At 70.9% G+C, this 22,141-nt stretch carries 21 protein-coding genes; 6 read left to right on the top strand and 15 right to left on the bottom strand.

All coding sequences use genetic code 11. The features are described from left to right. Window positions 1-69: 69 nt before the first annotated feature. Both ACPXBU_RS06645 and ACPXBU_RS06640 read right to left on the bottom strand, forming a co-directional pair. Window positions 70-768: a hypothetical protein gene (locus tag ACPXBU_RS06645; protein ID WP_425757163.1), complete on the bottom strand. Its 699-nt coding sequence runs from the start codon at window positions 766-768 to the stop codon at window positions 70-72. 388 nt (window positions 769-1,156) lie between these two features. Beyond that, on the bottom strand, window positions 1,157-2,443 hold the full coding sequence (locus ACPXBU_RS06640) for an adenylosuccinate synthase (RefSeq protein WP_393365326.1): 1,287 nt from the start codon (window positions 2,441-2,443) through the stop codon (window positions 1,157-1,159). A gap of 124 nt (window positions 2,444-2,567) precedes the next feature. Between ACPXBU_RS06640 and ACPXBU_RS06635 the strand changes: the two genes are divergently transcribed. Together ACPXBU_RS06635 and ACPXBU_RS06630 are read left to right on the top strand one after the other, a co-directional pair. Beyond that, window positions 2,568-3,671, top strand: coding sequence for a hypothetical protein (locus ACPXBU_RS06635; protein ID WP_425757161.1), 1,104 nt, complete (start codon window positions 2,568-2,570; stop codon window positions 3,669-3,671). Between the two features lie 845 nt (window positions 3,672-4,516). Further along, entirely contained in the window at window positions 4,517-6,379 is a 1,863-nt protein-coding gene (locus ACPXBU_RS06630) for a chromosome partitioning protein (RefSeq protein WP_425757549.1), read from the top strand. 45 nt (window positions 6,380-6,424) lie between these two features. On the opposite strand, the gene ACPXBU_RS06625 is transcribed toward ACPXBU_RS06630, so the two are convergent. Then, the gene (locus ACPXBU_RS06625; RefSeq protein ID WP_393365317.1) at window positions 6,425-6,853 is read right to left on the bottom strand and encodes a DUF3151 domain-containing protein; all 429 of its coding nucleotides are present in this window, start codon (window positions 6,851-6,853) and stop codon (window positions 6,425-6,427) included. A 249-nt stretch (window positions 6,854-7,102) separates the two neighbouring features. On the opposite strand from ACPXBU_RS06625, the gene ACPXBU_RS06620 reads away from it, so the two are divergent. Continuing rightward, window positions 7,103-8,296 carry an LOG family protein gene (locus ACPXBU_RS06620; protein ID WP_425757159.1) on the top strand — a complete coding sequence of 398 codons (1,194 nt, stop codon included), beginning with the start codon at window positions 7,103-7,105 and terminating at the stop codon, window positions 8,294-8,296. Between the two features lie 51 nt (window positions 8,297-8,347). On the opposite strand, the gene fbaA is transcribed toward ACPXBU_RS06620, so the two are convergent. Both fbaA and ACPXBU_RS06610 read right to left on the bottom strand, forming a co-directional pair. After that, on the bottom strand, window positions 8,348-9,373 hold the full coding sequence (gene fbaA, locus ACPXBU_RS06615) for a class II fructose-bisphosphate aldolase (RefSeq protein ID WP_357555146.1): 1,026 nt from the start codon (window positions 9,371-9,373) through the stop codon (window positions 8,348-8,350). A 136-nt stretch (window positions 9,374-9,509) separates the two neighbouring features. Continuing rightward, window positions 9,510-9,893 (bottom strand): phage holin family protein, encoded by a 384-nt coding sequence (locus ACPXBU_RS06610; protein WP_393365313.1) that lies wholly within the window; start codon window positions 9,891-9,893, stop codon window positions 9,510-9,512. A gap of 125 nt (window positions 9,894-10,018) precedes the next feature. Between ACPXBU_RS06610 and ACPXBU_RS06605 the strand changes: the two genes are divergently transcribed. Beyond that, on the top strand, window positions 10,019-10,231 hold the full coding sequence (locus ACPXBU_RS06605) for a hypothetical protein (protein WP_425757156.1): 213 nt from the start codon (window positions 10,019-10,021) through the stop codon (window positions 10,229-10,231). A gap of 4 nt (window positions 10,232-10,235) precedes the next feature. Here the strand turns inward: ACPXBU_RS06605 and ACPXBU_RS06600 are convergent, their stop codons facing one another. Both ACPXBU_RS06600 and ACPXBU_RS06595 read right to left on the bottom strand, forming a co-directional pair. Continuing rightward, window positions 10,236-11,300, bottom strand: a complete 1,065-nt coding sequence (locus ACPXBU_RS06600; RefSeq protein WP_425757154.1) for an LCP family protein — start codon at window positions 11,298-11,300, stop codon at window positions 10,236-10,238. 2 nt (window positions 11,301-11,302) lie between these two features. Then, window positions 11,303-11,782, bottom strand: coding sequence for a SigE family RNA polymerase sigma factor (locus ACPXBU_RS06595; protein ID WP_425757153.1), 480 nt, complete (start codon window positions 11,780-11,782; stop codon window positions 11,303-11,305). A 180-nt stretch (window positions 11,783-11,962) separates the two neighbouring features. Between ACPXBU_RS06595 and ACPXBU_RS06590 the strand changes: the two genes are divergently transcribed. Both ACPXBU_RS06590 and ACPXBU_RS06585 read left to right on the top strand, forming a co-directional pair. Beyond that, entirely contained in the window at window positions 11,963-13,615 is a 1,653-nt protein-coding gene (locus tag ACPXBU_RS06590; RefSeq protein ID WP_425757151.1) for an LPXTG cell wall anchor domain-containing protein, read from the top strand. A 168-nt stretch (window positions 13,616-13,783) separates the two neighbouring features. Beyond that, complete coding sequence (locus ACPXBU_RS06585; RefSeq protein WP_425757548.1) at window positions 13,784-14,569, top strand: DedA family protein; 786 nt, start codon at window positions 13,784-13,786, stop codon at window positions 14,567-14,569. Between the two features lie 171 nt (window positions 14,570-14,740). Here ACPXBU_RS06585 and ACPXBU_RS06580 read toward each other — a convergent pair whose 3' ends face one another. From ACPXBU_RS06580 to clpB, 8 genes are all read right to left on the bottom strand, one after another. After that, the gene (locus ACPXBU_RS06580) at window positions 14,741-15,118 is read right to left on the bottom strand and encodes an ArsR/SmtB family transcription factor (RefSeq protein WP_030332125.1); all 378 of its coding nucleotides are present in this window, start codon (window positions 15,116-15,118) and stop codon (window positions 14,741-14,743) included. 57 nt (window positions 15,119-15,175) lie between these two features. Continuing rightward, window positions 15,176-15,715 (bottom strand): orotate phosphoribosyltransferase, encoded by a 540-nt coding sequence (gene pyrE / locus ACPXBU_RS06575; protein ID WP_357373246.1) that lies wholly within the window; start codon window positions 15,713-15,715, stop codon window positions 15,176-15,178. Window positions 15,716-15,884: 169 nt separating this feature from the next. Then, window positions 15,885-16,694: an SDR family NAD(P)-dependent oxidoreductase gene (locus ACPXBU_RS06570; protein ID WP_425757148.1), complete on the bottom strand. Its 810-nt coding sequence runs from the start codon at window positions 16,692-16,694 to the stop codon at window positions 15,885-15,887. A 10-nt stretch (window positions 16,695-16,704) separates the two neighbouring features. Beyond that, window positions 16,705-17,352, bottom strand: coding sequence for a hypothetical protein (locus tag ACPXBU_RS06565; protein ID WP_425757146.1), 648 nt, complete (start codon window positions 17,350-17,352; stop codon window positions 16,705-16,707). A gap of 72 nt (window positions 17,353-17,424) precedes the next feature. Further along, entirely contained in the window at window positions 17,425-18,165 is a 741-nt protein-coding gene (locus tag ACPXBU_RS06560) for a hypothetical protein (protein WP_425757144.1), read from the bottom strand. 90 nt (window positions 18,166-18,255) lie between these two features. Beyond that, entirely contained in the window at window positions 18,256-18,858 is a 603-nt protein-coding gene (locus ACPXBU_RS06555) for a DUF4178 domain-containing protein (protein ID WP_425757142.1), read from the bottom strand. A 172-nt stretch (window positions 18,859-19,030) separates the two neighbouring features. After that, on the bottom strand, window positions 19,031-19,411 hold the full coding sequence (locus ACPXBU_RS06550; RefSeq protein ID WP_393365298.1) for a hypothetical protein: 381 nt from the start codon (window positions 19,409-19,411) through the stop codon (window positions 19,031-19,033). Window positions 19,412-19,536: 125 nt separating this feature from the next. Then, window positions 19,537-22,128 carry an ATP-dependent chaperone ClpB gene (gene clpB / locus ACPXBU_RS06545; protein ID WP_425757140.1) on the bottom strand — a complete coding sequence of 864 codons (2,592 nt, stop codon included), beginning with the start codon at window positions 22,126-22,128 and terminating at the stop codon, window positions 19,537-19,539. Window positions 22,129-22,141 lie beyond the last annotated feature (13 nt).

Genomic DNA, 22,141 nt, shown 5'->3' with positions numbered 1-22,141 from the left:
TGCCCACCGCGCCAGCCCAGTTGATCATGAGGTTGGCGAGCCTTTGAGTGATCCACTAGCCCGTCAACCTCATGATCGACGGGAATGAGCGACTGCGATTGCCTGGCGGACCGTGTGGGGGATGTAGTCAGGGTGGAGAGTGTCCTGCCAGGTGAAGCGGAGGATGGTCCAGCCGGCATTGACCAGGCGGTTCTGGCGGCGGCGGTCGGCGAAGACGGCCTCGGGTGAGCCGTGCGCATCTCTGCCGTCCGCTTCGGCGATCACCTTTGGGCCCCTCCAGCCCAGGTCGCCGATGCCGAGCAGATACCCGTCGTCGTCGCGCACTTCCAGTTGGAGGGTGTCTGGGGGAACCCGCCCGTCGACACATCGCAGCCGCGAGCGGGTTTCCAATGGCGACTGTGCCCGACCATCAGCCTCGGCAAGGTAGACACGTGCTGCGACCGCGCCTCGCCGACCACGGATCAACGCTGGGATGATTGCCAGGCATTCGGTCGTGAGTAGCCCCCGATTGAGCGCGGAGTCGAGCACCGAGACCGCCGTGTAGCGACGTTCCCGCAAGATAACCTCGGCGACGGTCAGCCGTGGCTCCGTAGCCGCGACCCCGTTCACCTGCATCACCGCGCTTGGAGCGCGTTCGAGTTGATGCAGCACGACCGCAGGATTCGACACTCGCGCCAGCTTGGCCGCCCGACCCGGCAGCCCCACATGAATCTCGTCCCGGCGCGGCAGTCCGGCGATGCCGTGCAACTCGGCCGCAGTGTCGAACACCGCGTGAGCGTGCCGGCCCAGCGAGAGCAACGCGGCACGAATTAGACACCGGCGAGCAGGTGGTGCACCGCACCGACCACGCGTCAGATAGACCGCTCGAGCGAGTGGCCACCACCGGCCCACGGCCACCAGGTGATCTATTTCGTGCCGACTGAATCCGGCTTTCTGTGCCTGCACCCGACTGATCAAGCCATCCTGAGCGGCCGCCATCGAGTGGACAAGGTCTGCGCGATCCACAGGAACCACGCTGACCGCCCATCCAACCAGCCACCACCCCTGTGGATAACCCTGTGGAAAACAGCGCCCATCCGTCGCGCGTGATCATGAGGTTGACGGGACCTTTGTCGATCGAATAACCCGTCAACCTCATGATCACCGGGGCGGCGGGCTAGAGGAGGGGGTGGAGGACTACGTTTTCTTCTCGGCCTGGGCCTACGCCTACGACGCTTACCTTGGTGTTGCAGAGTTCTTCCACCCGGGCGATGTAGCGGCGGGCGTTCTCCGGTAGGTCTTCGGCGGTCCTCGCCTTGGTGATGTCCTCCCACCAGCCGTCGAGTTCCTCGTAGACGGGCGTGGCGTGGTGGAAGTCGGTCTGGCTCATCGGCATGTCGTCGACCCGGACGCCGTTGATCTCGTAGCCGACGCAGAGCGGCACCTTGGGCAGGCCGGTGAGCACGTCCAGCTTGGTGATGACCAGGTCGGTGACGCCGTTGAGGCGGCAGGCGTACCGGGCGACGACCGCGTCGAACCACCCGCACCGACGCTCCCGACCGGTGGTCGTGCCGTACTCCGCACCGATCTTGCGCAGGTGATCGCCGTTGGCGTCGAACAGCTCGGTCGGGAACGGTCCCGCGCCGACCCGGGTGGTGTACGCCTTGCTCACCGCGATCACCTTGTTGATCGCGGTCGGCGGGATGCCGGCGCCGACGCAGGCACCACCGGCGGTCGGGTTGGACGAGGTCACGAAGGGGTACGTGCCGTGGTCCATGTCGAGCATGGTGGCCTGCGCGCCCTCCAGCAGCACCGTGTCGCCCCGGTCCAGGGCGTCCCAGAGCATCGCCCGGGTCTCCGCGATGTACGGCTTGAGCCGCTCGGCGTACGCCAGGTACTCCTCGACGGTCGCCTCGAGATCGATCGCCTTGCGGTTGTAGACCTTGAACAGGATCTGGTTCTTCTCGCGCAGCGCGAGTTCCAGCTTCTTGCGCAGGATGCCGGGGTCGAGCAGGTCCTGTAGCCGGATGCCGATCCGGGCGACCTTGTCGCCGTACGCCGGGCCGATGCCCCGGCCGGTCGTGCCGATCCGCGACGAGCCGAGATAACGCTCGATCACCCGGTCCAGTGCCCGGTGGTGCGGCATGATCAGGTGCGCGTCACCGGAGATCCGAAGCCGGGACACGTCGACGCCGCGCTCGGCCAGGCCGTCGATCTCGGCGAGCAGCACCTTCGGATCGACCACCACACCGTTGCCGATGACGATCATCGCGTTCGGCGAGAGCGCTCCGGACGGCATCAGGTGCAGCGCGTACTTCTGGCCGTCAGGGGTGATCACCGTGTGGCCGGCGTTGTTGCCACCGGAGTAGCGCACGACGTAGTCGACCCGCTCACCCAGCAGGTCGGTAACCTTGCCCTTGCCCTCGTCGCCCCACTGAGCGCCGATGAGCACGATCGCTGGCATCTTTTCCGCCTCCAGAAGGCTCGGGTGCCAGGTGGCGACCGGTTGGCGAGCCCGGGGTGTCAGGTTAACAAGTAATGACGGCGTGGCCGGCAGGGGTCGCGTCGAGAGGCAGGAGGCTCCTTCCGTGTACGACGTGGTGCTGCTCACCCTCGGTTCGGAGCGGGACGCTCCCGGGGGCTGTGGCAGCGGCGGGGCCTGCTGCGGCGGCGCGACCGAGTCCGCAACCGACCCGACGAAGCAGACCGACAGTGGCCCGGCTTCCCCGGCCCAGACCGACGGCGACAACCAAGCCGGCGGCGACATCGAGACCGGCGGCGGCACCCGGGCCGGCGGCGATACCGAGGGGTGCGCCACCGAGCGGCCCCGGGTGCCGGTGCTGGCCTGCTCGGACGCGCTGATCGCCAGGGGCGCCCGGGTGGAGATGGTCACCGCCCGCTCCGACGCGGAGATCGACGCGGTGCTGGCCCGGCTCGACGGTCCGGCCCGTCCGGACGGCCTCACCTGGCCCGACCTGGACGGCAAGACCCGGCTGGTCGTCGCCACGGCGAGCGACGGGCAGTTGCGCGCCGTGCTGCGCCGGCTGGTCCGGCGGTACGCTCCCGCGCCGAGCAAGCGACCTGCGGATCTGCCCGGCAACCGGACCCTGCCCGACCTGCCGCCGGTGGCCGTACTCCCGCTCGATCCGGCCCGTGGCGGCACCCACCGGGACCTGGCGGCGCAGCTCGGGCTGCCGCGTGACCCGGCGGCGGTGGCCGCCGCGGTGGTGGACGGCACGGCACGGCGACTGGACCTGCTGCGCAACGACGGTGGCTCGGTGACCCTGGACGGCGCGCTGCTGGGCGCCGCCGACGACGCCGGCCGGCCGCTGCACTGGCGGGCCCGGGTGGAGGTGGACGACACCGTCCTCAGCAACGGTGACGAACCGCTGCTGGCCTGCGTGGTCGGCAACGCCGGCGGGTACGCGACGCTCGACGACGTGCTGCTGCTGGCCGCGCCGGACCCGGCCGACGGCCAGATCGAGGTCGCGGTGGCCGTGCCGGTGGTCGTCCGCTCGGCGCTGGGCCGCAAGCGGGTCCGTCTCGAGGTGCGGCGGGCCCGCGGGCGGGCCGTTTCGGTGCTACCCCGGGAGGGGAAGGTCCCCTACCTCGACGATGGTGTCGAGGCTGAGCTGACCCGAAAGCGTTCCTGGTGGATCGAGCCGGGCGCCTGGGCGGTCTGGTCGATCTGATCCTGGCCCGTGCCGAGCGGCGGCCCGACTGCGGCGACGGCCCCGTCCGGGTGGATGGGCCTATCCTCGCAGGAGGACTGGGAGGGGCCGTAATGGACGAGAACGCCGACCGAGCGCAGGTGCACGGCCAGCAGCCGGTGCCAGAGCGGGACATCGAACCACTCTGGCCACCCGATCCGGCCGACCACGGCACGGGTGACCCGGTGCCGCCGTGGGCGGCGGTCGCCCAACAGCGGGGTGCTCCGTCGTCGGTCGCGCCGGGGCCGGTGACGCCGCCGGTGGCCGCGCCGCCGATCAGCCGGTCGCCGGTTCCCGGGCAACCAGGGGCCCCGGCCCAGCCGCCGCCCTCGCCCTCCGACTACCCGTCGCTCTCCGGTGCCGTCCCGGCGCCCGGCGGCTGGGGCGTCGGCGGCTCGTCCGCCGCCGGGTCCGGCTGGGCACCAGCTCAGCCCAGTTGGCCGCCGCCGACTGACCCGGGGGTACCGGCCGCCACGTCGACACCGCCGACCCCGAGCATGCCGCTGCCCCCCGGCACGCCGCTCACTCCCGGGGCACCCGGCACTCCGGCCATGCCAGCGGCACTCGGCCCGACGGCCACGTCCGGGGCACCCGGCACTCCGGCCACGCCAGGGGCTCACGGCCCGACGGCCACGTCCGGGGTGCCCGGCACTCCGGCCACGCCAGGGGCGCTCGGCACCACGGGCAGGCCAGGGGCGCTCGGCACCACGGGCAGGCCAGGGGCGCTCGGCACCACGGGCAGGCCAGGGGCGCCCGGCACCTCCGCGACCAGCACTGCGGGGAGCAACGGCGGCCCGGCCGGCAGTGGCACCGCCCAGGCACGTGCTGTGACATCACAGACCGGCACCGCGTCGCCGGAGCGCCAGCCGGAGACGACGAGCCCCGCCGCCGGGACGACGAGCGGCGCGGCCGGAGCGCCCAGCAGCGCGGCCGGAGCGCCCAGCAGCGCGGCCGGAGCGCCCAGCAGCGCGGCCGGGGCGACGCAGGGACCGGCTGAGGACTGGGGTCCGACCGCCGTCGCCTCGCCGATCCCTCCGGGGGGCGTGGACCTGGACCTGCCGTTCACCCTGGATCACCCCACCGCAGCCTCGACGCCCGCCGACCACCCCACGGGACCGCGCACACTCGCCGGCCACCCCACGGGCGCGAGCACACCCACCGACCACCCCACGGGCGCGAGCACCCCCACCGACCACCCGAACGGCGCAACCCCGACCTCCGCAGACCCGGCAGCGGCCGGGCACGCGGCGGCAGGGCCCGTGCCCCAGGTCGACGGGACCGGACTGGACGGGTCTGCCGGCGGGGTGGGACGGCCGACCGAGTCGCCCTGGGCCTACCCGCCGCAGCGTCCCGCGTCAGCGTCCGCGCCGGCCCACGACGAGGCCGCCGCCGCGATGCCGCCGCCTCCCGTGCCGCCCGGACCGCAGCCGCCGCACTCCGGTCCCGATCCGGCGTACCCGGGCCCGTCGGTCACCCCGGTGATCCCCGGCCAGGCCGGCCCCGGGGAGATTCCGCCGCCGCCGGACCTGACGTACTTCAGCAACCTGGCGCAGCAGGCTGCCCAGCAGGCCGGGCCGGCGACTCCACCGCCCGGGCCGTTTCCGCCGTCTCCGGGTTGGTACCCACCGCCGTGGCAGCAGGGCGCGCCGGGCGTCCAGGCTGGGCAGCCCTATCCGGAGGCCGATGGAGTGACCCGGGTGCCCGCCGCCGGGTACCCGGAGGCGGCCGCGTACGCGGATGCGAGTTGGACGCCGGAGGAGACAGCGGTACCAACCGCCGAGGACTTCACCCGGCGCCGGCAGGTCCGGCCCGCCGACCCGGTGGCGACGATGGGTGTCCGCGCGGTGGTCAACAAGATGGGGTTGCTCCGGCTGTCTCCGGGTCGGCACGAGCAGGAGCTCAAGCGCGACATCGAGATGGTGCGCCGCAACTTCGGCGGGCTGCGACAGGTGACGGTGGTCAACCCGAAGGGCGGCGCCGGTAAGACGGTGGCCATCCTGCTGCTCGCCATGACGTTCGGTCAGAAGCGCGGCGGCTACGTGCTGGCGTGGGACAACAACGAGACCCAGGGCACCCTGGGGATGCGCGCCCAGCAGGACTTCCACTCCCGCACCGTGCGGGACATGCTGCGGGATCTCGGGCAGTTCCAGGGCGCGCACGGGCGCGTCGGTGACCTGTCGCAGTACGTCCGCTCGCAGGGCGAGGGAATGTTCGACGTGCTGGCCTCGGACGAGTCGGCCACCGGTGGCGAGATGCTTACCGCTGCCGCGTTCGCCGAGATCCGCGAGGTGGTCAGCCGGTTCTATAAGTTGATCTTCGTGGACACCGGCAACAACGTACGGGCGCAGAACTGGCAGGCCTCGATGGACGCCACCGACCAGTTGGTGGTCACGATGTCGGCCCGTAACGACTCGGCGGAGACGGCCGCCCGGATGCTCGACCACCTGGAGCAGAGCGGCCGGCAGCGGCTGGTCCGCCAGGCCGTGACCGTGGTGTCGATGCCGCCGTCGCGCAAGGAGATCGACCTGCCGGCCATCCAGGAGCACTTCGCGGCCCGTACCCGGGCGGTGCTGCTGGCCCCGTACGAGCGGCTCATCGACACCGGCGAGCCGATCCGGTACGGCGGGCTCTCCTCGGCCACCCGCGACGCCTGGTTGAAGATCGCCGCCGCGGTCGCCGAAGGGTTGTAGATGGCCGACGGCCGGCCCGATGTCGGGCCGGCCGTCGGATCGGGGTCAGTTGCTCGCGAGCGCGTCCGCCGCCTCCGGGTCGCAGTCACGCAGGAACTGGGCGCAGCGGGCCGCCTCGTCGGCCTCGCCGATCTCGTCCGCCGCGCGGGACAGCACGTAGAGGCAGCGGAGGAAGCCCCGGTTGGGCTCGTGTGACCACGGCACCGGGCCGTGCCCCTTCCACCCGCTGCGACGCAGCTGGTCGAGGCCCCGGTGGTAGCCGGTGCGCGCGTAGGCGTACGCCGTCACCACCTGGTCCTGGGCGAACGACCGGGCCGCGAGCTCCGCCCAGGCCGCACTGTAGGTGGGGAAGCCGGCCGCGACGCTTGCGTACGCCTCCTCGGTGCCGGCCTCCTCGGCGGCAGCCAGGGCGGCGTCGGCCTCGTCGTTCGCGGGCAGGCGGGTGGCCGGTGGCTCTGGCAAAAGGTTCTGCATCGCCCCATTCAACCCGCTGGACAGGGCGACGCGCGAGCGGGTCGGCCTGCGCGTTCGGCTGAACGGCTGAGGAGTTCATCACGCCTGCGGCCTATGCCGCTGCCGAGTGTTTTCCACTACAACTAATGGTCCGGAGCCTCCCCAGGAACCGGTTATGCAGGAGCCCGGTGGCCACGGTCACCGGGCTCCTGTCGGTTTCACCCCAGGCCCGAGGTTTGGGGGCCCGCGGCGGACGGGCAGGATGGCCTGGTGCCGACCCCACCTCCCGCGGACGTCATCGAGCCGCACCTGCACGCCGACGAGATCCAGACCCGCGACGAGTTCGATCGGCAGTTGGCCACCGGCCGACTGACCGGGCTGACCGTGCAGGGCCTGCGCCTCGACCTGGCGCCGGTGCCCGACCTGAGGGGCATCGAGGTCGCCGGCACGCTGTTCGTGGGATGCCGGTTCGCTTCCCGGGACGTCGGGGCCGACCTGGTCCGGCGCGGCGCGAACGTGGTGCCGCCGTTCTCGGGGCTGCCGTACCCGACCCAGCCGTCGCACCTCTACACCCCGGAGGATCTGGCCGCCGGGTTCGCCGAGGGCGGGTTCGCCGGGATGTACGACACCCGGGTGTACGACCACTTCCGGGCGCACGGTGGCGCGCTGCCGGACGTCCGGGAGGCGCTGGGTCAGCGGCTGCACGACCACGGCGTGGACAACGCGCTGACCGACGCCACCCGGGCCTGGCTGGCCCGACACGGGCCGCAGTCGGTGGTGGGCATCATGGGCGGGCACGCGGTGCGGCGGGGCAGCCCGCCGTACCGGATGGCTGCCGTGCTGGGTTGGGAGCTGGCGCGGGCCGACCGGCTGGTGGTGACCGGCGGCGGTCCGGGGGTGATGGAGGCGGCGAATCTCGGCGCCTACCTGGCGGACCGACCGGCGGCCGAGTTGACCGAGGCGATCGACAGGTTGTCCGGGGCGCCCGACTTCACCGACCACCACAGGTACACGGCCACGGCGTTGGCGGTGCGGCAGCGCTACGCGGGCGTGCCCCGGCAACGTGGTGACGACCTCGGCTGGGCGCGGGCGGGTGGGCTGGCCATCCCGACCTGGCTGTACGGACACGAGCCGGCGAACCTGTTCGCCGGGCGGATCGCCAAGTACTTCTCGAACGCGATCCGGGAGGACACCATCCTGCGACTGGCCCGGGGTGGCATCGTCTTCGCGCCGGGGCGGGCGGGCACGGTGCAGGAGGTGTTCCAGGCGGCCACCAAGACCTACTACGGCACCGACGGCGCCAGCGGCGCGTACATCTTCCTGGACCGCGGCTACTGGACCTCCGAGCTGCCGGTGGAGGCGTTGTTGCGCCCGCTGCTGGCCGCGTCGCCGTTCGGTGACCTGTCCTCGACGATCCACCTCACCGACGACGTACACGAGGCCGTCCGCCTGCTCACCGCCTGAACGACGACGGCCGGCTCCCCGCGGGGGAAGCCGGCCGTTCGTGGTGCGTCGTTACTTGGTCATCGTGGTGCCGGTGGAGCGCAGGTGCTCGCACGCCTCGACGACCCGGGCGGCCAGGCCGGCCTCGGCGGCCTTGCCCCAGGCGCGGGGGTCGTACTGCTTCTTGTTGCCGACCTCGCCGTCGATCTTCAGCACGCCGTCGTAGTTGCGGAGCATGTGGTCCGCGACGGGCCGGGTGAAGGCGTACTGGGTGTCGGTGTCGATGTTCATCTTCACCACGCCGTAGTCGAGAGCCTCCCGGATCTCGCTCAGCAGGGAGCCCGAGCCGCCGTGGAAGACCAGGCTGAGCGGCTTGTCCTTGCCGTACTTGGCGCCGACAGCCTCCTGGATCTGGTTGAGGATCTCCGGACGGAGCTTGACGTTGCCCGGCTTGTAGACGCCGTGCACGTTGCCGAAAGTCAGCGCCGCCATGTAGCGGCCCTTCTCGCCGAGGCCGAGCGCCTCGACCATGGCCAGGCCGTCATCGGTGGTGGTGTAGAGCTTGTCGTTGATGGCGTTCTCGACGCCGTCCTCCTCGCCACCGACGACGCCGACCTCGATCTCGAGGACGATCTTGGCCTTGGCGGCCTCGTCGAGCAGCTGGGCGGCGATCTGGAGGTTCTCCGCGACCGGCACGGCCGAACCGTCCCACATGTGCGACTGGTACAGCGGCTCGTCGCCGCGCTGCACCCGCTCCTGCGAGATGGCCATCAGCGGACGGACGAACTTGTCCAGCTTGTCCTTCGGGCAGTGGTCGGTGTGCAGGGCGATGTTCACCGAGTACTTCTTGGCGACCTCGTGCGCGTACGCGGCGAACGCCACGGCGCCGGTGACCATGTCCTTGATCGAGGGGCCGGACAGGTATTCGGCACCACCTGTGGAGACCTGGATGATGCCGTCGCTCTCCGCGTCGGCGAAGCCCTTGAGCGCCGCGTTCAGCGTCTGCGAGGAGGTCACGTTGATCGCGGGGTACGCGTACCGGCCAGCCTTGGCGCGGTCCAGCATCTCCGCGTAGGCCTCGGGGGAAGCGATGGGCATGTGATGCGCTCCTTACTTACCACTCTCGGCCGTGCTGGCCGCTGTTGTTCGTTCGTGCGCCGGACCGCGCTGTCCTCCGCCCGGAAGTATCCCGTAGGTGAGGTGTGCCGGAACAACCGACCCGGGTGCTAGCCGTTCACCGACGGTCCAGGTTGTCCGGCACGATGACGCTGATCAGCCAGGTGGCCACTGTCATCACGATGGCGCCCCAGAACGCCGCCCAGAAACCGTCCACCTGGAACGGCAGGTCGAGCCCGCGCGCGATCCGGTCGGTGAGCAGGAACAGCAACGCGTTGACCACGAGCGCGAACAGGCCCAGGGTCAGCAGGTAGAACACGCAGCCGACCACCCGGATGATCGGTTTGAGCACCGCGTTGATGACACCGAAGATCAGCGCCACCACGATCAGGGTGAGCACTGTGTTGCCACCCGAGCGGCCGTGCACGTCGACCCCGGGCACGATCAGCGTGGTTATCCACAGAGCGACCGCGGTGATCGCGAGTCGGATGAGAAAGCCCACCGCACCATCCTGGCACCGGGCCGCGACGTCGAGGGCTGATTCCGCCTACTCCGCTTCCGGGCGCGGTGCCGGCCCAGCCCGTACGGTGGGTGGGAACCGTGCCCCGAGACCCCCCGGGAGGGACGATGGGTCAGCCCGACGAGGACTTCACCCCCGGCGACCACCTCGCTCCGGACGAGCGCAACCCCGAGGCCGAGCCGGCCGACGCGGTCGAGCAGGCCACGGCGGTCGGCCCGGCCGACGGTGACGGCACCCCGCAGCGCGGCCTGGAGGTCGACGACTGGGACGCGATGGAGCAGGCCCGGGTGGTCACCGGCGACGAGGACGACTACCGCTGAGCGTTCAGCGAGCGCCGTCCACGAGCTTCGGGTGGCGGGCCACCCAGTCGCCGAGCCGGTCCTCGCGCAGCGCGGTCAGGAGCTCCGGGGCGAGCGTCGGGTCCGCCTCCAGATAGTGGCTGGGCCCTTCCGCCTCGTGCACCGGCAGGCTGAGCCCCACCGGCTCCACCGAGCGCAGCGTCGGGACGAGCCGCAGCAACTCCAGCATGGTGGCCTCACCCGGTGACACGGCGAGACCCGGTCCGACGGCGCTCAGCAGCGTGGCGAGTCGTACCGGATTGGTGAGCACGTCCTGATCGGAGGCCGAACGGATCAGCCCGGTCGCGAAGAGCCGGGCGTTGCGGTCGCGGTCCTGGCTGCCCTCGGACAGCCCGTAGCGCTGGCGGAGCAGGTCGACCGCCCCGGCGCCGTCGAGACGCTGGCACGCGGCCGGGAAGACCCGTCGGGTGTGGGCCGAGCGCACCTGCTCGGGCAGGCAGACCGACACCCCGCCCACCTCGTTCGTCAGCGTGCGCAGACCGGGATACGTCAGCACCAGGCCGGTCTCGATCCGGGCCCCGGTCAGCTGCGTGATCGTCGAGCGGGCCAGCTCGTACCCCTTGGCCGTCTCCCGGCCGGTGGGGCCGGCGCCCAGCGCGAACGCGATGTTCAACTTGTCGGTGCCGTGGCCGGGAACGGGCACCCTCAGGTCGCGGGGTAGGGAGACCAGGTACGGGCGGCTGCGGTCGGCCGGGATGTGCACGAGCAGGATCGAGTCGGCCAACTGTTGCCGTGGCGCGGTGCTGTCGATGCCGAGCAGCAGGACTGTCACAGCTCCCGTCGTCAGGGGCCGATCCGACGCGTCGGCCACCCCGGCGACCTGCGGCGACCCGGCTCCCTCCGGAGTGAACAGCGGCACCCCGACGCCCAGTACGCCGAGCACGGCCAGGGCCGTGCCCCCGGCCTGCCAGCGACGCCGACGCTGCCGGCGACGTACCGCCAGGCGGTCGATCGCGGCACGCAGCGGGCCGGTCGACGGGGTGAGCGTCTCGTGCCGGGTGAAGGCGGCACGCAGGTCGTCCTCGATCATTGTCATACCTCCACGTACTCGGCCCGGAGCGTGGCCAGGGCTCGGGAGATGGACGAACGGACGGTCCCGACGGCACAGCCGAGGATGTCGGCGATCTCCGCGTCGGGCAGGTCCTCGTAGTAGCGCAGCACCAGGGTGGCGCGCTGCCGTCGCGGCAGCCGGGACAGCCAGGACCAGATCTGGTCGCGGTCCACGGCGGACTGGGTGTGGTCGGTGGGCACCGGCACCGTCGTGTCGGCCTCCCCGCGCAGCAGCACCCGGCGGACCCAGGAGCCGCGCCGCCAGTCGACGTACTGGTTGGTGAGCATCCGGCGCACGTAGTGCTCGGGGGAATCCGCGCGGGCGACCCGACGCCAGTTCAGTTGGACCCGGACCATGGTCTCCTGGACCAGGTCCTGGGCCTGGTGCGGATCACCGGTGAGCATCACCGCGTACCGCAGTAGCGGGGCCAGCCGCGTGTCCGCGAACTCCTCGTACGTCACTGCACCTCCCGGGGCTCCTACCCAGACGACGGAAGCGGGCGTACGGAACATTGCACCGAGCCGGGTCAGCCTTTTGGATCGACTTGTCGGGCAGGCGGGTCGCCGGGGCTGCACTCGGACTTAACCGTTCCTTAAGATCCACGGGCTCCACCTGAACCCCCAACTGGAGGAACCCCCCTCATGCTCACCCACTCCACCCGGCGTTGGCTCGCCGGACTGGGCGTAGCAGGCGCGTTCGTCGCAGCCTCCGCCACTCCGGCAGCCGCCGCCAAGGAAGCGCCCGTCGAACTGGGCGTCTACTTCAACGACACCACGCTCGCGGCGGGGTCCGAAGGCAAGATCGATTCACCCCTGCTGTTCGCCTCCGAGCCGGTGTTGGTCGAAGGTCTCACCGCCCGGTACGACTACCGCGGCCTCAGCGGCAAGGTCCAGCTCAAGCCCGAGTCTGAGTACGGGTGCGAGTCGCCGGAGGCCGGCGTGCTGGTCTGCACCGAGTCCTTCCCCTCGGACCTCTACGAGTGGTCCACGGGCGGCTACTTCAACGTGGTCATGACGCCGACCGCGAAGGCGGCGGACGGTGACGCCGGCAACCTCACGGTCACCGTCAGCGCCGAGGGCATCGCCCCGGTCAGCCACACCGCCAAGCTGCGGATCGGCGAAGGGGTCGACCTGGCGGCTCCGGGTGAGGACACCGAGCTCTCGTCCTCTCCCGGCGGCACGTTCAGTGCTCCGCTGACGCTCAGCAACGCTGGCCGGACCACCGCCAAGGGAGCTGTCGCGCTCTTCGACCTGGACCACGCGATCCGGCCCGAGAAGCAGTACAGCAACTGCACCTACGAGGACGGTCACCTGCGGACCTGCACCTTCTCCGAGGGGATCGCCGGCGGGGAGACCCGCTCGGTGTCGATGCCCTACGCCCTCGGCAAGGACACCTACGCGCCGGGCAACGAGTACGGCTACTACAACTGGATGACCGTCGCCGAGTTCGAGGACTTCAGCGCCTACCTCCGGGCCCGGGGCACCTCGGCGGGTCAGCCTGGCGACGGCCCGGTCCTGAGCCTGCCGAAGGCTCCGTCCAAGATGGCGGCGCGCGGCTTCCAGGCCGACACCGACCCCATGAACAACTGGTCCGGCATGACGGTCAAGGTGAAGGGCACGAACGGCACGGATCTGGTGGCGATCGGCGACAAGCTGACCGGCAGGGCCGGTGACGTGGTCAAGGCCACCGTCGGAGTCCGCAACGACGGCCCGGCCGCCCTGGACTTCAATCGCTTGGGTTCGCCGGTCACCAAGATCGACATTGCTGTCCCGGAGGGCACCACCGCGGTCGAGGTTCCCGAGGTCTGCGCGCCGCTCACCGGCGACGGGCAGGACTGGCAGAACTCCGGCAAGCCCGGTGCGAAGCTCTACCGCTGCTACCCGGACATCTTCATCGGCGTCGGTGAGGTGCAGACGGTCGAGATCGGTCTCCGGATCGACAAGGTGATCGAGAATGCCGCGGGCACCGTCACCATCAACGCCAAGTGCGAGTGCGAGGGCTTCGCCGCCGACCTGAAGCCGGCCAACGACATCGCCAAGATCCTGGTGAACGCCACCAGCGACAACGGCGGCGACGACAACGGCAACGGCGGTTCGGGCGACAACGGCGGCAACGGCGGCACGGGCGGCACCGGCAACGGCGGCACCGGCGGCGGCGACAGCGGTGACGGCGGCAGCCTGCCGATCACCGGTCAGTCCACCGGCCTGATCGCCGGCCTCGGCGCGCTGCTGCTCGTCGCGGGCGTCGGCGGATACCTGGTGGCCAAGCGCCGCCGGACCCGCTTCGTCGCCTGACCCCACCCGCACCACCGGTGCCCCGCCGACCACCCAGGTCGGCGGGGCACCGTCGTTGGGGCGTCCCACGACGCGGGCGGGTGGCGCGGTGCCGGTCCGGCGCGGCCCGGACCCTGGGCTTCGGTACCCTTTGTGGCCGTGGACACAGCTGAGAAGACCCGCGCTCTCATGGAGAGCGTCGCCCTGAACCCGCTCGATCCCAAGGATCTGTTGCAGACCTTCGGGCTGATCGGCGTGTGGGTGATCCTCTTCGCCGAAACCGGCCTGCTGGTCGGCTTCTTCTTCCCGGGCGACTCACTGCTGTTCCTCGCCGGGGTGGCCTCGTCGCCGGTGGCGGACGCGATCTTCGGTGACGGCACTCGACTGTCCCTGGTCGGCCTGCTGATCGGCGGCCCGATCTGCGCGATCGCCGGCGCCCAGCTGGGGCACTGGCTCGGTTCCCGGTATGGCCGGCCGATGTTCGAGCGGCCGAACTCCCGCCTCTTCAAGAAGGAGTACGTGGAGAAGGCCGAGTACTACTTCCAGAAGTTCGGCCCGGCGAAGGCCGTGGTGCTGGCGCGCTTCATCCCGATCGTCCGGACGTTCCTCAACCCGGTCGCGGGCGCGCTCGGCATGCCGGCCCGCAAGTTCCTGCTCTGGAACATCGTCGGCGCGGTGCTCTGGGTGGACGGCATCCTGCTGATCGGCTACCTGCTCGCCGAGCAGATCTACGAAGCCATCGGCGACAAGATCGATCGTTACATCCTGCCGGTGGTGGCCCTGATCATCCTGATCTCGGTGCTGCCGATCTTCTTCGAGTTCCTCCGCGACAGGCGTGCGCGTAAGCGCGGCGAGGCGGTCGCGGTGGTCGCGGCGGCCAGCGCCGCCGGCGCGGTGGAGGCGGCCCGCGAGGCGTTCGACCACGACCGGCACCAGCACGGCCGGCACCGCCCGGAGCACGGCCAGGATCACTGAGCCCACGTACGACGACGACGGCCGGCCCCTGGTGCGGGGGTCGGCCGTCGGCATGTCGGACCCGGCCTCCGGCGGTGCGGCCGGGGACGAGCAGGTGTTACCCACCGATGGCGCCACCCCTGGCTCGCCACCGGACGCCGTCCCGGAGCGGGACGGCGTGCAGTGCCTACGTCAGCGGGCCTTCTTGGTGGCCCGCTTACGCGGCGGGGTCAGCAGGTCGGCGATCGTCGCGATCGCACTCGGGACCAGGCTGTAGTACGCCCAGACACCGCGCTTCTCCCGCTGCAGCAAGCCCGCCTCGGTGAGGATACGCAGGTGATGACTGACCGTCGGCTGAGAGAGGCCGAGCGGCGCCGTCAGGTCACAGACGCACGCCTCGCCCTCGGGGGCCGACTGGATCAGGCTGAGCAGCCGCAGCCGAGCAGGATCCGCAAGGGCCTTGAGGACCCCGGCGAGACGCTCGGCATCGGCACGTTCGATCGGCTCGCCGTTAAGCGGCGAGATCTGAGGCATAGTCATTTCGGCCAACGCAGTTCCCACGTATTCCATCCTTCCACCAGCAGCATCGATCCGCCTGCATATCAGCAGATCCGAATCGGCAAACTTTTACGCCACAAGGCCGAGGTCAGCCAACGTATAGGCCGCCCGGTAAGGCAATCCGGCGGCTCGCACCGCGTCGCCGGCGCCTCGATCAACAATAACCGCCACGCCCACGACTTCCGCCCCGGCCTCGCGAAGCGCCTCGACAGCGGTCAACACACTTCCGCCCGTCGTGGATGTATCTTCCACCGCCAACACTCGGCGGCCGGCCACCTCCGGTCCCTCGATCCGCCGTTGCAGACCGTGTGCCTTGCCCGCCTTGCGCACCACGAAGGCGTCCAGGGCACGGCCGGTCGGAGCGGCGGCGTGCAGCATCGAGACCGCGACGGGATCCGCGCCCAGGGTGAGGCCACCGACCGCGGCGTAATCCCAGTCGGCGGTGAGGTCGAGCAACACCCGGCCGACCAGAGGAGCGGCCTGGTGATGGAGCGTGACGCGCCGCAGATCCACGTACCAGTCTGCCTCCCGCCCCGAGGAGAGCACGACCCGTCCGTGGACCACGGCCAGGTCGGTAATGAATTTACGCAGGTCGTCGTGGTCCCCCATGGCGATAGAGGTTACTGCGCAAGTCTGGACGGCGTGTGCGGGGTCCACCCTGACCAGCCCGATGAGGCACCGATGGTTGGCGATGTACCACTACGCTCAGCGACCGTCCTGACAGCGGCGCGCCAACGTCTCCGCACCGGCCACCGGGTGCCGACGGGCCCGTCGGGGCTCAGTGCTCGTCGCGACCGATCCGGCCGCGAGTGTCCCGGGCGACCGCCTGGAGCAGCCGACGCGGCGCGTGCCGCATGCCGGCGACGACCACCTTGTACTTCCATGCCGGGACACTGACCATCTTGCCTTTGCCCAGGTCACGCAGGGCTTCGTCGACCACATCCTCGGCCCGCAGCCACAGCCACTCGGGTGTCTTGGACATGTTGATGCCGGCCCGCTCGTGGAACTCCGTGCGGGTGTAGCCGGGGCAGAGGGCCATCACGCGGACCCCGAACGGCCGGGCCGACAGACCAACCGACTCACTGAAGTTGGTGACCCACGCCTTGCTGGCCGAGTACGTCGATCCGGGCATGGCCGTACCGAACCCGGCGACCGAAGAGACATTTATCACTGCCCCATTCCGGCGGTCGGTCATCGGTCGCAACGCCGCCAGGGTCAGCCGCATGACCGCGTGCACGTTGAGCCGCAACAGCCGCGCCTCGTCCTCCGCGGTGGACCGCAGGAACGGTTTGTTCAGGCTGATCCCGGCATTGTTGACGAGCAGGTGCACCGGGCCGCCGTCGGCGAGCCGCCCCTCCACGAGGGCGCACCCGTCGTCGGTGGACAGATCCGCCGGGATCGTCTCCATCTCGCGGCCGTGGGCGGAACCCAACTCGCCGGCCAGCTCGGCCAACCGGGCCGCGTCGCGGGCGACGAGCACCAGATGCCAACCGTCGGCGGCCAGCCGCCTGGCGAACGCCGCGCCGATGCCTGCGGTCGCCCCGGTGATCAGGGCCCGGCGCTCGGCAGTGGTGGGGTCGAGCGGCACGGGGCGGTCCTCACCTGGGCGGGTACGGGGGCGCGGGCGGCGCCGACTGCGGATAGTGCGGGACGGACGTGAACGCGGCCGGCGCGGTCGAGCGGCGGCGACCGAACCAGGCGTTCGCCGCCGGCAGGGCCAGCAGCACGGCTACTACAAGGTAACCGAGCACCTGCCCGACGGAAAGGCCGGCGTTGAGCGGGATCCACCAGGACGGGTAGGCGTCACCGATCAGGCCCAGCAACTCGGCGAAAGCCTGGTCGTCGGCGCCCAGTTGCAGCGGCGCGGCCCGTTCACCGATGAGCACCGCCACGCTGCAACAGCCACCGAGCACACCGAGCCCACTGACCACCCAGGTAGCCACCCGGACGCCGTTGCGGGCCGCCAGCAGCCCGAGGGCCAGGCCGGCGAGCACCAGCGCGTAGAGCGCGGCCAGCACCGCCGACAGCACGGCGGACGCGCGCAGCAGGGTCACCGCGTCGTCGATCTGCTCCGGACTGGCCGAGGTGTCCCGGGCCGCGGAGCGGAACGCGTCGACAGTCCCGCCCAACACCACCAGGTCGACAACCGTGTACACGAGCGAGGCCACCGCCATCACCCACAGCACGGTTGCGGCCGACAGGACGACGGCAGGCCGGCGAGCCGATGCCGATTCGGGGTACGACACGACGAATCCCTCCGGTAGGCGTCGGGTTGCAACCTACTCGGAGGGATCGTCGGCGTCGTGCTTACCGGGCCGTCAGCTCGTCGACGGTGGGGTCGACCCGGGCGGCGTGTCGTCCGGCCGGTTCGCCGGCGGGTAGCTCGGCTCCCCACTCGACGGGTAGCCCGGCTCACCTGACGACTGCGGGTAGCCGGGCTGACCCGGGGTCTGCGGGGCACCCGGGTAGCTGGCGCCCGGGGCCGGCGGCTCCCAGGCCGCGGTGGCCTTGCGGAAGAACGGGTGGGCCTTCGGAAGCGCCAGCAGGATCAGCGCGGTGAGCAGCGCGATCAGGCTGAGCGCTCCGAGCACCAGGTTGGCCGGGACGACCCAGGAGGGCAGGGCGTCCTCCAGGTGGCGCTGGATCTCTTCGGTGCTCGGCGCATCGCCGGTGCCGCCGCCGGTGTTGAAACCGCCGCCCGCGTTGCCGAGCAGGCCACTGCCCAGACAGCAGACCATGATGCCGCCGACGACCCAGGTGGTGATCCGGGCGCCGTTGCGGCCCCGGTTGTTGAACAGGGCCAGGACGACAAGCGTGACCGCGAGCAGCAGCAGCACGATGCCGCTGACGAGGCCGATGGCGGCGAAGACATCGGCCGTCTGGTCGGCGTCGGCGGTGCCCGCGTACGCCTCGCGGACGGCGTCCCGCGTCTTGCTGAAGGTGCTGAGCGAGATGATCAGCGTGATCACCTGAAGCGCCGCGAACAGGAAGAGCAGGTAACTCGAAATCGACACGATGGATGGCCGCTGACGGGCCGGCGTGCTCTGGGAATCGACCATGATTCTCCTTCCCTCAGATCGATCACACCGTATCGGGAACCGGCCGTTTCGGCATGCCGTGGCGAGCCGGCACGCCCACCCGGCTCGGGCTCAGCGCTCTCCGGATCGGGGAAGGATCGTCAGGTCAGCGGGGTGGAGCAGGTCACCGCGGGCCACTCGCCAACCCTCTTCGCCGTAGGCCTCGAAGGACAGCCGTGCCCCGCCACCGGACTGGTAGTCGTGGTAGCGCATCGTCCCGGCCGGCGGCAGCCCGACCTCCTCGGTGGCGGTGTAGCGCGCCTGCCCCGTCTCGGCCCAGGTGTAACGCCGCCGACCGAGGTCGATGGTCGGGGCACCCGGTGTCACGCTCGCGCCCGGCTCGGCCGTCCAGAGCACCAACTCCAGTTCGGTGCCGTCCTCCACGGAGAGCCGGTAGCGGGTGCCGGTGTCGTCGTCGAGCAGGTGCTGCACCCAGCTCCAGTCCCCCTCGACCAGGCGGATGGTGCCGCTCACCGCGTACTCCCGATTGCGGATCCGCACGCGGTCGCCCAGGGCCAGGCGAAGCGGGTCGCCGCGCAGCGACTGCGCCGTGGCGTCCGACGACCGCCCGCCGGGCCGGGTCGCCGCCGACCGCCGGACCCGCACGGCGATGACGATGACGACCGCCGCGAGTACGGCAAGCGCCACCACCAGGTACGTCACTGACCTGCCCACCCGACCATCTCCCCAGGTACCTCGGCGCAGACGGTAACAATCCTCGGCTCCGGTGCGACCCGTACCGTGACCGACAGCTCAACTACCGACGGCAGTCGCGGCATCGCCTGTTGTGCACGATCGCACTGTGGACGGCCGGGTGGGCGGTGGTTCGTCCGTGTCCGCAGATGGATCAAGATGTGGCGAGCCGTTGGCTGGCGTAGTTGCCAAGGGTTTCGCGGCCCATCACACAGCCGACGAATGTGGTGAACTCGGTCGGGTCGTCCCGTAACGAGGTCCAGGCTGCTCGGGCCGCCGCCGGGTCGAGCCGTTCCAGCAGCGTGGCCGCGTACGCCCGGCCGGCGGGTGTGCCGTCGGCCAGCACGCGGTCGAGCTGCCGGCGGACCTCGTCGGGATGGTCGTCGAGCGCGGCCTCGACAGTGTGGAACGCCTCCGTCACCGGCAGCAGGGCCCCGGCGATGCCAACCCCACCGAAGGCGAGCGTGTCAGCCGCGACCAACGTGTCGACGGCTGCACCAAGGTCCCGCTCCCACTTCTTCCCAATCCCAAACATGCTCCAACTCTTTCCCCACCCACCCCATTTCGACCCCGGTGATCATGAAGTTATTGTCCCGACACGCCGTGCAGTCGGGCAACAACTCCATGATCAACGCAGGGAAGCAGCCGGGGTGGGGGTGGTTAGGCGGGGGTTACCGTGAGGGTGTTGGGTTCTGGGGACTGGTCCACCTTCACCGTTTGGCCGTCGCGGATCTGGCCGGACAGCAGGGCCTTCGCCAACTGGTCTCCGATCGCCGTCTGGACCAGCCTGCGCAGTGGGCGGGCTCCGTAGATCGGGTCGTAGCCGTGCTCGGCCAACCAGGCCCGAGCGGCATCGGTGATCTCCAGGCCGAGCCTGCGGTCGGCCAGGCGCCGCCGCATCCGGTCCAGCTGGATGTCGACGATGGTCCGCAGGTCGTCCCCACGCAGCGAGGCGAAGACCACGATGTCGTCCAGCCGGTTGAGGAACTCCGGCTTGAAGTGCGACCGGACCACCGCCAGGACACCCTCCCGGCGCTGCTCCTCGGCCAGCGTCAGGTCGCCGATCACCGACGACCCGAGGTTGGACGTGAGGATCAGGATCGCGTTGCGGAAGTCCACCGTGCGGCCCTGGCCGTCGGTGAGCCGGCCGTCGTCGAGCACCTGGAGCAGCACGTCGAAGACGTCCGGGTGGGCCTTCTCCACCTCGTCGAGCAGGATCACCGAGTACGGCCGGCGGCGCACCGCCTCGGTGAGCTGGCCGCCCTCGGTGTAGCCGACGTAACCGGGCGGGGCACCCACCAGCCGGGCGACCGAGTGCTTCTCGCCGTACTCGCTCATGTCGATGCGGACCATCGCCCGCTCGTCGTCGAAGAGGAACTCGGCGAGGGCCTTCGCCAGCTCGGTCTTGCCGACGCCGGTGGGGCCGAGGAAGAGGAAGCTGCCGGTCGGGCGGTCCGGGTCGGCGATGCCGGCCCGGGCCCGGCGGACCGCGTCGGAGACCGCGCCGACGGCCTCGGCCTGGCCGACCACCCGACCGCCCAGCGACTCCTCCATCCGCAGCAGCTTGGCCGTCTCGCCTTCGAGCAGCCGGCCGGCGGGGATGCCGGTCCAGGAGGCGACCACCGCGGCGATGTCGTCCGCGCCGACCTCCTCCTTGAGCATCGCGCCGTCGGCCTGGAGCTGGGCCAACTCCTCCTCGGCCTGCGTCAGCTCGACCTTGAGGGCGGGGATCCGGCCGTAGCGCAGCTCGGCGGCGCGCTCCAACTCCCCGTCGCGCTCGGCCCGCTCGGCCTCGCCGCCGAGACGTTCCAGCTCCTCCTTGGCCGTGGAGAGCTTGGTGATGTGGCTCTTCTCCGTCTGCCAGCGCTCGGAGAGCACGGTGAGCTGCTCGCGCTTGTCGGCCAACTCCTTGCGCAGCCGCTCCAACCGTTCGGCGGAGGCCGCGTCCGGCTCCTTCGCCAGCGCCATCTCCTCGATCTCCAGCCGGCGGACCGCCCGCTCGATCTCGTCCACCTCGACGGGCCGGGAGTCGATCTCCATCCGGAGTCGGGACGCGGACTCGTCGACCAGGTCGATCGCCTTGTCCGGCAGGAACCGGTCGGTGATGTAGCGGTCCGACAGGGTGGCGGCGGCGACAAGCGCGGCGTCGGTGATCCGTACGCCGTGGTGCACCTCGTAGCGCTCCTTGAGCCCACGCAGGATGCCGATGGTGTCCTCGATCGTCGGCTCGCCGACAAGCACCGGCTGGAAACGACGCTCCAGCGCCGGGTCCTTCTCGATGTGCTCGCGGTACTCGTCGAGCGTGGTGGCGCCCACCATCCGCAGCTCGCCACGGGCCAGCATCGGCTTGAGCATGTTGCCGGCGTCCATCGAGCCCTCGCCCTTGCCTGCGCCGACGACCGTGTGCAGCTCGTCGAGGAAGGTGATGACCTGCCCGTTGGAGTTCTTGATCTCTTCCAGGACGGACTTCAGCCGCTCCTCGAACTGGCCCCGGTACTGCGCGCCGGCGACCATCGCCCCGAGGTCCAGCGAGATCAGCTTCTTGTCGCGCAGCGACTCGGGCACGTCACCGGTGACGATCCGCTGGGCGAGGCCCTCGACGATCGCGGTCTTGCCGACGCCGGGCTCGCCGATCAGCACCGGGTTGTTCTTCGTACGCCGGGAGAGCACCTGGATGACCCGGCGGATCTCGGCGTCCCGACCGATCACCGGATCGATCTTGCCGTCCCGGGCGCTGGCGGTCAGGTCGACGCCGTACTTGGTCAGGGCCTGGTAGGTCTGCTCGGGGTCGGCGGTGGTGACCCGGCGGTCGCCACCGCGCACGGTCGGGAAGGCCGCGACCAGGGCCTCCTCGGTGGCGCCTGCCGTCTTCAGCGCACCGGACACGGCCCCACCCACCCGGGCCAGGCCGGCGAGCAGGTGCTCGGTGGAGGTGTATTCGTCGCCCAACGGCCGGGCGATCTGCTCGGCGGCGCCGATGGCGTTGACGAACTCCCGAGCCAACGTCGGCTCGGCGATGCTCGAACCGCGGGCGGCCGGCAGGGCGTCGACCGCGCGCTGGGCGGCCCGGCGCAGCTCGGCGGGGTCGGCCCCGACGGCGCGCAACAGACCGGTGGCGGTCGAGCCGTCGGTGTCCAGGAGTGACAGCAGCAGGTGCCAGGGCTCCACGGTGGCGTGGCCACGCTGGTTGGCCAGCGCGACAGCGCCCGTGATGGTCTCGCGGCTCTTGGTGGTGAGTCTTTCGGTGTTCATGGGCTCCCCCGGA

The sequence above is a fragment of the Micromonospora sp. DT231 genome (assembly GCF_049847025.1).
Taxonomy (GTDB): Bacteria; Actinomycetota; Actinomycetes; order Mycobacteriales; family Micromonosporaceae; genus Micromonospora.
Note: the sequence above shows the minus strand (reverse complement) of the source record. Positions and strands in the feature narration are given on the sequence as shown.

Bases quoted from the DNA above. Each gene is read 5' to 3' on its own strand.
- ACPXBU_RS06550 (WP_393365298.1), bottom strand. From the start codon at position 19,411: ATGTTTGGGATTGGGAAGAAGTGGGAGCGGGACCTTGGTGCAGCCGTC.
- ACPXBU_RS06600 (WP_425757154.1), bottom strand. From the start codon at position 11,300: ATGATCGAGGACGACCTGCGTGCCGCCTTCACCCGGCACGAGACGCTC.
- ACPXBU_RS06640 (WP_393365326.1), bottom strand. From the start codon at position 2,443: ATGCCAGCGATCGTGCTCATCGGCGCTCAGTGGGGCGACGAGGGCAAG.
- ACPXBU_RS06585 (WP_425757548.1), top strand. From the start codon at position 13,784: ATGGAGAGCGTCGCCCTGAACCCGCTCGATCCCAAGGATCTGTTGCAG.
- pyrE (WP_357373246.1), bottom strand. From the start codon at position 15,715: ATGGGGGACCACGACGACCTGCGTAAATTCATTACCGACCTGGCCGTG.
- ACPXBU_RS06560 (WP_425757144.1), bottom strand. From the start codon at position 18,165: ATGGTCGATTCCCAGAGCACGCCGGCCCGTCAGCGGCCATCCATCGTG.
- ACPXBU_RS06605 (WP_425757156.1), top strand. From the start codon at position 10,019: ATGGGTCAGCCCGACGAGGACTTCACCCCCGGCGACCACCTCGCTCCG.
- clpB (WP_425757140.1), bottom strand. From the start codon at position 22,128: ATGAACACCGAAAGACTCACCACCAAGAGCCGCGAGACCATCACGGGC.
- ACPXBU_RS06580 (WP_030332125.1), bottom strand. From the start codon at position 15,118: ATGGAATACGTGGGAACTGCGTTGGCCGAAATGACTATGCCTCAGATC.
- fbaA (WP_357555146.1), bottom strand. From the start codon at position 9,373: ATGCCCATCGCTTCCCCCGAGGCCTACGCGGAGATGCTGGACCGCGCC.
- ACPXBU_RS06590 (WP_425757151.1), top strand. From the start codon at position 11,963: ATGCTCACCCACTCCACCCGGCGTTGGCTCGCCGGACTGGGCGTAGCA.
- ACPXBU_RS06625 (WP_393365317.1), bottom strand. From the start codon at position 6,853: ATGCAGAACCTTTTGCCAGAGCCACCGGCCACCCGCCTGCCCGCGAAC.